Origin of the sequence: Arthrobacter sp. OV608, from assembly GCA_900110595.1 — a bacterium.
In the GTDB taxonomy this organism is placed as follows: Bacteria; Actinomycetota; Actinomycetes; order Actinomycetales; family Micrococcaceae; genus Arthrobacter.
In genome coordinates this window covers 37871-49616 of sequence record FOEZ01000005.1, presented here as the reverse complement: position 1 = coordinate 49616, position 11746 = coordinate 37871, and the positions used below count along the sequence as shown (strand labels likewise).

The window sequence follows — 11746 nt, the reverse complement described above, 5'->3', positions numbered from 1 at the left end:
TCCGACGGCGGGACGCCCGGTTCCGACTCCACGTAGACGCGCCTTTAAAACTGGGACTTGGGGGATTAATGATTGAGAACAAGCACACGTGTGCCATGTGCGGGCGGGCTACAACTGCGCACGACAGGGACGTCCGCTTCCAGCTCCCGGACCCGGTCCTGAATAGCCCCGAACAACACCGCGCCGGGGACAGCTGGCTGAGCGACCCGGACCCCAACCAGGCCACACTTATGCAGATCCCCTACATCAGCCCGTTCGTCCGGGCTCTGCTCCCCGTCAAGCTTGAGGGCGGGCACGAACTACGCTTCGGAGTCTGGATCGCGATTCACCCCGAAGACCTCCAGAATGCTTGCAGGGTTTGGAATGCGCCCGAGTACAGCGACCTGAAGCTGACCGGCTACCTTGCGAACAAAATTGAGCCCTGGGGCCTCTACAAGGTCCCCGTGAACCTCGCCGTGCTAAACCCGGACCACACCCCCTACTGCGTCTCCAGCTCGGATCAGGAGCTGAACGACGTGCTCACCCTGGAGTGGCCGCACGACATCCTCGCTTCCCCGCCGTGAGACATCAGCTGACTTCTAAATCTATATAGCTAGATTTAGCACATGGAGAACTTAGGGCGTGTCACGCCCGCCACCGCGCTGGTCCTGGATGCCCTGCTGTCAGCCGACACTGTGTGGGGGCTGCAGATCGTGAAGGACGTCGGCAAGAAACCCGGCACTGTCTACCCGATTTTGGATCGACTCGAAGTTGCCGGGTGGATCCAGGGTGAATGGGACTCCACCCAGGATCGCAAGGGGCCGCGCCGGCGCTACTACCGGCTGCTGGCTGAAGCCCGCCCACTGGCACAGGTCTACGTGAACACGCATCGGGCCAAGGTCCGGACGACTGCGGCCAAGCCCTCGCCCGCAACGCTCGAGGGCAAGTGGCAAGGGGCATGAGGTTCACTGAAACGGTCCTCGCTGTGTCCGTGGCCTTGACCCCGGTTCGGTTCAGAGAAGTTCGCGAGGAACAGTGGCGGGCCGACCTGCGTGACGGGCCGGTCATTGGCATCTCCGCGGGTTCGCTGCTTTTCGGAGCTCTGTGCTCATCGGCAACGGCAAGGACCTACGAGTGGCTTCATCGCGGCGGCATGCTGCTGTCGCACATCAAAAAGGGGGAAAACATGAAACGAGTACTGGGCATGGCCGGTGCGGCTGCGATCCTGGCCGGCGGCGCCGTCGTCGGCCTTCAAACTGGCTACTCCAATGAGACGCCGGTGGCTCGAACGCCTGTGGCAGATCGTCCAATAGGCGGCTACGAAGGTTGGTGGAACTCCACCCCTGTTCACGGAAGCGCAGAAGGCCTTCCGGAAGAAACGGTGACCGTGAACACCCGTACCGGCAAAATTGTTGATGCTTTCAACAGGGCGAAGAACAGCACGCTCATTTCGGATGCTGACTACAACCTCGTCCCCGACCCGGGTTGGCCAGCCAACTCCATCGTTATCATCGACACCACGACTGGCATGGTCATCGAGGACTTCCTGGTCGACGAGCGGGGCGTACCCCTTGATGAAGGCGGGCGGCCTCTCGACGCCGCAGGGTAGGGGTCTCCCGATGTGCCAGGACTGCTCCCCGTGGACGTTCGCCGATCTCCCCGGCTGACTCTCGGCCACGGGACGGTCGCCTACGTCCCCTGGCATGCTTTTACCCGGGTACTCGGGGCTTGCCAATTCAATCCTAAGCATGCTTATTATGGATGCAGTCGGATGGGGATTTGGCTGCGAGGGGAATCGAAAAGGGTGCGCTCAGCGAACGGGGCGCACCTTTTTCGTGCCCTCACGCCTTTCCACCAGCATTGGTCCCTGCTTGGGCAAATTCCGGCTCTGATGATGCGAGTTGTGTCCGGGAATCAAAGCGGCACGGTCCTAGACTTTCGGCATGCACCCCTTAGTAGCAATCGGCCTGGTGTTCCTCGCCGCGATTGCCTGGACGGTTACTATCCTGACAATGCTGATTGTTCTGGTCAAAGCCCGAAGCCGTCCGCCAGCCGAAGTCAGACGCGCAGTCCAGAGTGTGGAGGTCCAGAGCTCGGATGAAAGGGCGGCTTAGACATAACTGGGTGCCATCTGGTCCAGGCCTGGTCATCATCGGGCAGGCCCCGTTTCTCGAGCAGGACCTATAGAAGACTCCAGGCGAGATCCAGGAGCCGTCATCCCTCCATGCCGTTCCCGGGCGCTGACAGGATCGCGGCGAGGGAGTGCGTGCCCTGGCCTAGGGCCAGGAGGGAGTTGATACTGGTGAGGCCAACCCCACCCCGGGCTGGGAATCGAGTACTACAGTGGATGCATGGCTCCCAGCCGTCATCCGCTCGATGACCTGCGCGAAACAATCGGACACCTGGCCGATCAGCTCAAGCTGCCCACATCGGAGCGTGTCGACGACCTGGTCGGCGATCTCATCGGCGCGCGGCCCGGGCCGGCCCGGCCGCTGTCCGAAGTGCAGGCCGACCTCGATGCGCTGGTCGGACTGGAGACCGTGAAGGAACAGGTGCGGGCCCTCGTTGCACTGCTCCAGGTCCAGGCCCGCCGTAAGGCGCACGGCCTGCCTGAGGTGGCCACATCACAGCATCTGGTGTTCCTCGGAAACCCGGGCACGGGCAAGACCACCGTGGCGCGGCTCCTGGCCGAGATGTACCGCGCGGTTGGTCTGCTGCAGAAAGGCCATCTGGTCGAAGTCGACCGCTCGGGCCTGGTGGGGCAGTACGTCGGAGCGACCGCCATCAAGACGGACCGGGTGATCCGGCGAGCGCTGGACGGCGTCCTGTTCATCGACGAGGCCTACGCGCTGTCCCCGGAGGACGGCCGGATGGACTTCGGCCCCGAGGCGATCGAGGTTCTGCTCAAGCGGATGGAGGACCACCGTCACCGCCTGGTCGTGATCGTGGCCGGGTACCCGCGGCTGATGGAGTCCTTCTTGCTTTCGAACCCCGGGCTGCGCTCCCGGTTCGCCCGCGAGATTACATTCCCCGACTACTCCGTCGACGCACTCCAGACGATCTTCCAGCAGATGCTGGCTCAGCACGAGTACATACTGGAGCCGGGTGCCGACCAGGTGCTGCGCCGCATCTTCACCGGTCTCCACGCAGGCGAGGACTCCGGCAACGCACGGTTCGCGCGCACGCTGTTCGAGCAGGCGCTCAACCGCCAGGCGCTGCGGCTGTCCCTCGACAAGGACCAAAGTCTCGATGCGCTCGATCGTGAGGCCGTCATGACGCTCACCGCCGACGACATTGTCGAGGCGGCGCTGGCCTTGGGCGAGGAGCCGGAACCAGAACCGACGCCGGAACCGGAGCAGCCACGCTGGTGGCGCTGGCTGGTCTGACGGATCCGCGGCGGCTGTCAGGCGAATGGTGGCGGAGTACCTCGCCCCACGCCTATGTCAGCGCACGGCGTCCTGACCTCCAACCCCCTTGGTCATCAATGAAGACCTGGACTGCCACGACATGCGCCTCCACCAGCCCCTGGTCAGGGCTCGGCTTCTCCAGAAGGACTGGCTTGGCGTAGTTGTGGGCCCATTCGTGCACGTCCGGCCCGAGGACGTCGTCAATCCATACGACCGCGTCCCAGTCGGCCTCCCCCGCGGCGTCCATCCGGTCCAGCCACCGTGCGACGGACCGGAGCTTCGGAGTTGGCTCGTCAACGTCACTCTCCTTCATCGCCAGGGGCACGCGCAGCGGCTCCACTTCGAGCTGCAGCTGCTCCTCCAGCCCGGCCACGACATCAGTGGGTGAGGTCGATACCCAGGCGAGCCGGCCCTTGGTAGCGAGCCGCCGCACGAGCGCCACTTTCCCATCCGACAGTTGCGGGCCCCGGCTGTCGCTGTCACTGGGGCGGACCTTCGGGTTCAGCACTCCGTCGATGTCGAGAAGGATGATCGGCTTCATACGAGCAAGCTACATGGTCGGCATACTGCTGACTACACACACCCGTGCCCGCCCCGCCGCTACAGTGTCAGCGTGACCAAAGCTGCACTTCTCCTGGCCGGCACCGCCGCGGCAGTCATCGTTTCTGCTGCAGCGGGCGCTTCCCTCCATATCGCACGCGCTCTCATCACCCCTGCAGGTGAACGGCCCGAGCGGATCCGCATCCTGGCAGCAGACGACGCAACAGTGACCTTGCACGCAGACGAGGACACCCTCTCCCCCGGCGTTTTCAGCCTCTACTGGGAGAACCGGGCAGGCCATGCGAGGATCGGCCGCATCCTCTCCCGTCAACCGGCGGCAGGCACGGTCACCCGTGCTCTGGAGAAGGTCTACTCCGGTGTTCTGGAGCCAGGCACCTCAGGTTACTGGTCCGGGTACACGTACCCGACACCTGAGGAGGCAGGATTGCCCAGCAGTGAAGTTTGGCTACCGGGGCCGGCGCCGGCATGGCTTGTCCCTGGCGATGACTCGCGGCGATGGGTCATCCACATCCATGGTCTGGGCGGCCGACGCGCCACCGGCGTTCGGACCGCCCCGCTATTCCACCGACTCGGATACACCCAACTGCTGATCTCCTTTGCCGGTGACGGTGATGCTCCGGCCACTACCGACGGCAAACACCACCTCGGTCACACTGAGGTCGACGACGTCCATGCAGCCATCGACTACGCCGCCAGTCACGGAGCGGACTCCATCATCCTTTCCGGCTGGTCAATGGGGGCCGCCATGGCCCTGGCTGCGGCGCACACGTCACCGCAGAAGGATCGCATCGACGGACTTGTCCTCACCGCTCCCGTCCTGGACTGGAACAGCACTCTGTCCTTCAACACGGCGGCGGCACGACTTCCCGTATTTCTGTCCGGAACGGCATTGTGGATCCTCCGCGGCCCCCTGTACTGGCTGGCCGGGCTGAACCAACCCCTGAAACTCAATGACCTCGACTTCACCTCCATGAAGCCCGAAGTCCCGGTTCTCGTCCTGCACAGCAACGCCGACACGAGCACACCGATCAGCGTCAGCGCCAAGTACGCCGCACTCCACCCGGACAACGTGACACTTGTCCGGTTCCCTGCCGGCCGGCACACCCAGGAATGGAACACCGACCCCGGACTGTGGGAGAGGTCAGTGGAGCACTGGCTGCAACAGTGCGGCCAGCGCCGTGCGTATAAACCGGTTTAGGCGGCTGGGAGTGCCGGCAGCAATCAATCGCAGCCCTGCAGTATTGTCGCGATGGCGTCGTGCTCGGCTTGAGTGACCCATAGACCGTATTTGGCCTTAACGGCAGTTTGGCGGGCGACGTATTCGCATCGGAATGCTTTGTTCGGCGGAAGCCACGTTGCCGCGTCTTTATCGCCTTTGGCGCTGTTGGTGGGGCCGTCGGCGGCCATGAGATTCAGCGGGTCGTTGGCGAGTTCCTTGCGCTGGTCAGTGTTGAGCTGCTGGGCGCCCTTTTGCCAGGCATCGCTAAGGGCGACGATGTGGTCGATCTGGACGTCTGAGCTGGTGTCCTGCCCGCGCGTGAAGGTAATCGTGGTGCCGGTGTACTTATCGGCCAGGGTTCCAGTCATGACTACGCAGTTGTTGGTGCCGGGCTTGAACGTCTCGTCGGTCAAGTCTCGGGTGAGGATGTCGTTGCGGGTGTCGCAGCCGTTGCGGTCCGTGTCTGCCCAAGCCGGTCCAAACTCATCGCGCGTGTAACCGGTCTTTGGCGCGCGACCCTTAACCGGAATGCTGTTGAGCTGGCCGAGGGCGTTGGCGGCAGTTGCCGGATCTACCGTGCTCGAGGCGCCGATGCCTGGAGCACGGTCGATATCCTCAAGGGCGTTAGCTGCGGCGTCGCAACCTACTAATGACCCCGCCAGCATCATCGCGGTGGCAACGGTCAGGAATTTGGCGGGAGAACAGGTGGTCTTCATGGTCCTTCTGGTTATAGGGCGTTGTTCCACGCTAGCTTCGACCACCACCTGCCATAGGTAACTCAGTACGTGGTGCCTGCCACACGTCCGCGTCCTTTTAGTACTCTGCGGAAGGCCGCGTAGGTGCCATTGGCTGCTCACTGTTCAAACCATGGCCCTCACGGGAAACGCCACGCTTACTCAACGCGCCGTAGCCAATCTGACTTTGGGCCCAGTACCGATGAGTTTTTCCCTCGTCATGGGACCAATACTGGAGAGCGAGGAACACTACTGCCGGGAAACTGCAAGTAGCCCTGCGCCTATCTGTCCCTTGGGTTTCGACACTGTGCTTGCACCATCGGCTGTTACAAAGCCAGAGCTGGGTAGAGTGAAGATGTGACATCCTACGTAACTGCTTCGATTGCAGCCGCCGACCCTTCTATTGAGCGGGTCCTGGCCGTCCGGGGATATGCAGGGTACCGGCAGTACCGCATCCCGGCCCTGGCGGTTACCGGTCGGGGTACGCTGTTGGCGGCATACGATGGCCGGCCGAACCTCGACGACCTGCCCAGCCCCATCGATCTGCTGGTGCGCCGGAGCCTCGACAACGGGAAGACCTGGGGCGCGCAGCAAGTGGTGCGGACTGGGTCCGGGTTGGACGGTTACGGGGATCCAAGCCTGCTGGTGGATGCAGAAACGGGCCGGATCTTCCTCTTCCACGCCGCGGGGACACGGGCCGGCTTCTTTGAATCAACTACCGGGCTGGACCCGGACGACGACTTCATCCAGCACTGCGACCTCAGCTTTTCCGACGACGACGGCGCGACCTGGCAGCACCGGCGGATCACGGCCCAATTGAAGGGCAGCAGGTCGGCCGCCCGGGAGATTACGGAATTTTCGCAGCCGCCGGGCAGGGTATCCAGATCCACACGGGACCCTACCGGGGCCGCCTGGTCCAGCAGTTCGTTGTGCTCCGCGGCGGCAGGATCATGGCGGCTTCGGCCTACAGTCATGACCACGGGGACAACTGGACCCTGGGAGAACTTATTGATGCGGCGCCCGGCGGCGCCGCGCCCAACGAGAACAAAGTGGCCGCGCTGGCTGACGGGCGCCTGCTCCTGCACAGCCGCGCCACTCCGCGGCGGCTCGCCGCCTTCTCGAACGACGGCGGGCACAGCTGGAGCTCACTGGTTCCCGTCGAGGACCTGCCGGACCCCAGCGACAACGGCTCCCTTGCCCGGTTCGACGGACTGCCCTCCGTCCCGCAGCTGGCCACGCCTGCCACAGATACGTGGCTCCTGGCCACGAACAACCACGACACCAATCTGCGGCGGAACACGGTGCTGAGCCTCTCCCCCGACAATGGGGCGACGTGGCCGGCGAAGCTGGTCCTGTGCCCGGACAGTTCCGCGTATTCGACCGCCACGCGCCTGCCGGACGGCAACATTGGCGTCCTTTACGAGCGGCAGGGATACCGGGAGATCGTTTTTGTCTCCGTCCCTGCTGGCCAGCTGAGCGATCAGCTTGCCGTGCGGACACCGGCGGCAGGTGACGGTGGGGCGCATCCGGTGGCTCCGGCGGGGCACGGTCTTGCCTTTGACATGGAGATCCGGTCGATAACGCCGGGCCTGCCCGAAGTGTGGCAGGACGCCGGCGAGTCCCATGTCCTGGCCGCGGACGGGAGCGGCTGGGGCGCCGGGACCTGGAAGGAGATTGGCCAGGGCTACTCAGCGGACAAAGTCCAGGTCCTTGGCACCCGCGAGGCCCAGGACCTGAATTACGGCCCAGTCCTGGCAGGCTACAAAGCCGGGGACATCATTGCTTTCACCGGACGGGCACGGAACGACGGGGCCAATCCTGTTTCCGGGGTACGGCTTACCGGCCCAGGCGCCGGCGCCTTCCCCGCAACCGACCTTTCCCCGGGTGCGCAGGCCCTTTACTTCACGCCCGCCTACACAGTTACCGAAGAGGACGCAGAGCGAACCGTATTCGACGTCACCTACACCGTCGAGGCAAGGCAGAACGGGTCCTTCCACCAATGGTCCCGGGTCTTCAGCTTCGACGTCGCCACGGGAGCGGTCAGCGTCCAGGACGCGTCCTCACCATAAATGGCCGAGGGATGGCCGAAACCGGCTGCTGCGACAGAGCCTTGGCAGGCCGGGCGCCAGTGCCTACTCGATCAGGCCGCACATCTGCTGCAGCCGGGCGACACGCTCCTCGGCAGAGAGCCCGTGCCGGGATAGCCCAATCTTGAAGCCGGTCAGGGAAACCGGGCCAGCGGCGTGGAGGCAGCGTTGGATTTCGCCGACGTTCAGCAGTGAGCTCGGTGGGGCTCCGGCCACCTCAGTGGCGGGAAGGTGGGCGTCGATCCATGGGTACCCAAACTCGGTGTCCGTGGGTGAGCAGCCGGAGAACATCAATCCGGCCAGGACGCCGGCGTCCCGGGCCTGGCACAGGTGGTCAACCGCGGTGTCCGGGTTCCGCGTTTCAATGACGGACCGGGCCCAGTTCACAATGATTCCGGTCTGTTCCCACCCCTGCTCCCGGACGGAACGGATAACATCCACTTCCTCGGTGAAGGTCAGGAATCCCTTCTCGGGTTTGCTTCCCGGGCGGGGAGCATCGCAATGCTCGATCAGCAGAGGGGTACCGCCCCAATCCCAGTCGAGCAGTTCCTTGAAGGACTCCTCGAGGGCCTTGGCGGAGGCGCTCCCGTGCGGGGCGGAGTGCAGTTCCACCGCCTCCACAGGGTGCCCCTCCCCCGCCAGTTGAAGGACGTAATCGCGCAGTCCTGAGACAAAGTTCAGCGCCCTCCACCGGCCCTGGCTGTCGGTGGAAGCAAGGCCGAACGTCTTGTCCTGGTTGAGGCGCTGCATGGTTCCAGGAATGGCGGTCACCACCGCGGACCAGTCTTCCGGGGCGCCGGCGGGCCAGGCACTGCCGCCGGACTGCCCGTAAGGGAGTTCCAGGCCCCGGATGGAGGCGATGCGCCCGAGCCCTGCGTAAAACTGCTGTTGCTGCGGCGCTTCCGGCACGGCGGGATACGCACCCACGATCAGGGACATTGTTGAACTCCTTTGAAGACGGCCGGCTGCGATACCGGGCGCACGAAGGCGGCGCCGGGAGAAAAGCGAGGGCGCTTTCTTCAATAGCCGCGGCATGTGATGCACCGGCACTTGACCCCCGGCTGTGATGGCACTTACAGTTTTATCACGAGCTCGGATGTCCTACATCCGATAAACCTTCTGGAATGGCGAGGCTTTTATGAACATCTCCTCCAAGAACCTGCCGCTGGTCAAAGACGCCAGCCGCCGGAACTTCCTCAAACTGACCGGCGCCATGGGTGTCGCCGCAGCCTTCACCACCACCCTTGCTGCCTGCGGCGGGCCGGCCACCACCACTACGGGCGCCACCACCAACACCTCGCCGATCAACAAGGACCTCACCATTGAGGCCGGAATCTCCTACGCCCTCTCCACCGGCTTCGACCCCATCTCCTCCTCCGGCGCCACTCCGATGGCAGCGAACCTGCACATCTTCGAGGGCCTGATCGAGCTCCACCCGGCAACCCGGGAGCCGTACAACGCGCTGGCCGCCGCCGACCCCAAGATGGTCAACGAGACCACCTACCAGGTGGCCATCCGCGACGGCGCGGTCTTCCATGACGGCACGCCGGTTACCGCCGAAGACGTGGTGTTCTCCTTCACCCGCGTGATGGATCCGGCCAACAAGTCGCTGTTCTCGCAGTTCATACCGTTCATCCAGGAGGTCAAGGCACTCGATGCCAAGACCGTGCAATTCAGCCTCAAATACGCGTTCCCCGGTTTCGGGCCCCGTATTTCCGTGGTGAAGATCGTCCCCAAGGCGCTCACCAACTTCCCCGCCGGCTCCGAGCAGCTGAAGTCCTTCGACGCCAAGCCTGTGGGTACCGGACCCTACAAGCTCATCTCCGCGGCCAAGGACGACAAGATCGTCTTCGAGGCCAACCAGGCCTACAACGGCCCCATGCCCGCCCTGGCCAAGGGGATGACCTGGCTGCTGCTCTCCGATGCCGCGGCCCGCGTCACCGCCATGCAGTCCGGCCGCGTCCAGGCCATCGAGGACGTCCCCTACCTGGACATGGAAGGCCTGAAGTCCAAGGCCACCGTTGAATCCGTCCAGTCCTTCGGGCTGCTCTTCATGATGTTCAACTGCAACGCAGCACCCTTCAACAACAAGCTCGTCCGCCAGGCCCTCCACTACGGCCTGGACAAGGACTCCATCATCAAGAAGGCACTTTTCGGCAACGCCAAACCGGCCAGTTCCTACTTCCAGGAGGGCCACCCGGACTATGTCAAGGCCAAGAACGTCTACGGCTACGACGCGAAGAAGGCCGAGGAACTGCTCAAGGAAGCCGGCGTCACCAGCCTCGAATTCGAACTGCTCACCACAGACACCGCCTGGGTCAAGGACGTGGCACCGCTGATGCTGGAATCCTGGAATAAGATCCCGGGCGTCAAGGTCACCCTGAAGAACCTCCAGTCCGGCGCCCTGTACACGGACCGCGTTGCCAAGGGTGACTACACCGTGGTCGCAGCGCCCGGCGACCCCTCAGTTTTCGGCAACGACGCGGACCTGCTGCTGAGCTGGTTCTACGCCGGCGATACCTGGATGAAGAACCGTGCCTTCTGGGGCGATGCCCCCGAACGCGCCCAGCTCGTGAACCTGATGTCCAAGGCCGGCCAGGCCTCCAAGGAAGACGCCAAGAAACTCACCGGCGAAATCGTGGACCTGGTCTCCGATGAGGTCCCGCTCTACCCGCTGTTCCACCGCCAGCTTCCCAGCGCCTGGGATGCAAAAAAGCTCAGCGGCTTCAAGCCCCTTCCCACCACCGGAGTTTCCTTCGTTGGTGTGGGCCGCACCGCCTAGCCCAAACCGGAGAATACATTGACCACGATATTGCGCCTGCTCGGCCGAAGGCTCGCGGCCCTGCCGCTGATGGTCCTGGGCATCACCCTGCTGGTGTTCCTCGTCCTGCAGGCCGCGCCCGGCGACCAGGCCAGCAGCGCCCTGGGCGAAGGGGCAAGCGAGGAAGCCAAAGAGCAGTACCGCCAGGCCAACGGCCTGAACGATCCACTGCTGCTGCAGTACGTCCACTTCCTCGCCAAGCTCCTGCAGTTCGACCTGGGGGTCACCACTCCCCCGGCGAAATCCGTGGCGAGCATGATCGGCTCAGCGTTCCCCCTGACGCTGCAGCTGACCTTCCTGGGCGTGATCATCGCCGTCGTGGTCTCCCTGGTCTTCGGCATCATCGGTGCCCTGTACCGGGACAAGTGGCAGGACCAACTGGTACGCGTCTTCTCCATCGCCGCGGTGGCAACACCGTCGTTCTGGCTGGGCATCCTGCTGATCCAGTGGTTCGCCCTGGGGCCGGCGCCGATGTTCCCGTCCGGCGGCATCGCCACCCCGGAGTCCGGCTTGGGCGGCTGGCTCAACTCCATGGCCCTGCCCGCACTGGCCCTGGGCATCCCGGTATCGGCTTCCCTCATCAGGGTCGTGCGCACCTCCATGGTGGAGGAGCTGGACCGGGACTACGTCCGGACCGCCATCGGCAACGGAGTCCCCTACCGGGAAGTCGTGTCCAAAAACGTGCTCCGCAACGCACTGGTCACGCCGGTGACCGTGCTGGGACTGCGGGTCGGCTACCTGCTGGGCGGCGCCGTCGTCATTGAAATGATCTTCGCGCTGCCCGGCATGGGCCAGCTGATCCTCAACGGCATCACCAACCTGGACGTCAACCTGGTACAGGGCGTGGTCCTTACCATCTCCGTCACCTTCGTCCTGGTGAACATCGCCGTGGACCTTCTCTACCTGCTCATCAACCCCCGAATCAGGACCGTGTGACC

At 64.0% G+C, this 11746-nt stretch carries 11 protein-coding genes; 8 read left to right on the top strand and 3 right to left on the bottom strand.

The window, feature by feature from the left end:
- Nucleotides 1-68: 68 nt before the first annotated feature.
- The 4 genes from BMX78_RS08435 (at nt 69) to BMX78_RS08420 (ending at nt 3365) form a co-directional block, all read left to right on the top strand.
- Nucleotides 69-563: a DUF2199 domain-containing protein gene (locus BMX78_RS08435; protein WP_139204909.1), complete on the top strand. Its 495-nt coding sequence runs from the start codon at nt 69-71 to the stop codon at nt 561-563.
- Nucleotides 564-605: 42 nt separating this feature from the next.
- Complete coding sequence (locus BMX78_RS08430) at nt 606-941, top strand: PadR family transcriptional regulator (protein WP_091418606.1); 336 nt, start codon at nt 606-608, stop codon at nt 939-941.
- Between the two features lie 23 nt (nt 942-964).
- Nucleotides 965-1588, top strand: a complete 624-nt coding sequence (locus BMX78_RS08425; RefSeq protein ID WP_139204908.1) for a hypothetical protein — start codon at nt 965-967, stop codon at nt 1586-1588.
- A 742-nt stretch (nt 1589-2330) separates the two neighbouring features.
- Complete coding sequence (locus BMX78_RS08420; RefSeq protein ID WP_091418602.1) at nt 2331-3365, top strand: AAA family ATPase; 1035 nt, start codon at nt 2331-2333, stop codon at nt 3363-3365.
- Nucleotides 3366-3417: 52 nt separating this feature from the next.
- Here BMX78_RS08420 and BMX78_RS08415 read toward each other — a convergent pair whose 3' ends face one another.
- Nucleotides 3418-3927 carry an HAD domain-containing protein gene (locus tag BMX78_RS08415; RefSeq protein WP_139204907.1) on the bottom strand — a complete coding sequence of 170 codons (510 nt, stop codon included), beginning with the start codon at nt 3925-3927 and terminating at the stop codon, nt 3418-3420.
- Between the two features lie 72 nt (nt 3928-3999).
- Here BMX78_RS08415 and BMX78_RS08410 point away from each other — a divergent pair, with 72 nt between their 5' ends.
- Complete coding sequence (locus tag BMX78_RS08410; RefSeq protein WP_170850746.1) at nt 4000-5145, top strand: alpha/beta hydrolase family protein; 1146 nt, start codon at nt 4000-4002, stop codon at nt 5143-5145.
- Between the two features lie 23 nt (nt 5146-5168).
- Here BMX78_RS08410 and BMX78_RS08405 read toward each other — a convergent pair whose 3' ends face one another.
- The gene (locus BMX78_RS08405; protein ID WP_286138871.1) at nt 5169-5882 is read right to left on the bottom strand and encodes an HNH endonuclease family protein; all 714 of its coding nucleotides are present in this window, start codon (nt 5880-5882) and stop codon (nt 5169-5171) included.
- A gap of 968 nt (nt 5883-6850) precedes the next feature.
- On the opposite strand from BMX78_RS08405, the gene BMX78_RS08400 reads away from it, so the two are divergent.
- Nucleotides 6851-7969 carry an exo-alpha-sialidase gene (locus BMX78_RS08400; protein ID WP_286138870.1) on the top strand — a complete coding sequence of 373 codons (1119 nt, stop codon included), beginning with the start codon at nt 6851-6853 and terminating at the stop codon, nt 7967-7969.
- Nucleotides 7970-8032: 63 nt separating this feature from the next.
- On the opposite strand, the gene BMX78_RS08395 is transcribed toward BMX78_RS08400, so the two are convergent.
- The gene (locus BMX78_RS08395) at nt 8033-8926 is read right to left on the bottom strand and encodes a DUF4862 family protein (protein ID WP_091418597.1); all 894 of its coding nucleotides are present in this window, start codon (nt 8924-8926) and stop codon (nt 8033-8035) included.
- Between the two features lie 199 nt (nt 8927-9125).
- On the opposite strand from BMX78_RS08395, the gene BMX78_RS08390 reads away from it, so the two are divergent.
- Together BMX78_RS08390 and BMX78_RS08385 are read left to right on the top strand one after the other, a co-directional pair.
- On the top strand, nt 9126-10769 hold the full coding sequence (locus BMX78_RS08390; RefSeq protein ID WP_091418595.1) for an ABC transporter substrate-binding protein: 1644 nt from the start codon (nt 9126-9128) through the stop codon (nt 10767-10769).
- An 18-nt stretch (nt 10770-10787) separates the two neighbouring features.
- The gene (locus tag BMX78_RS08385) at nt 10788-11744 is read left to right on the top strand and encodes an ABC transporter permease (protein ID WP_091418594.1); all 957 of its coding nucleotides are present in this window, start codon (nt 10788-10790) and stop codon (nt 11742-11744) included.
- The last annotated feature ends 2 nt before the right edge of the window (nt 11745-11746 follow it).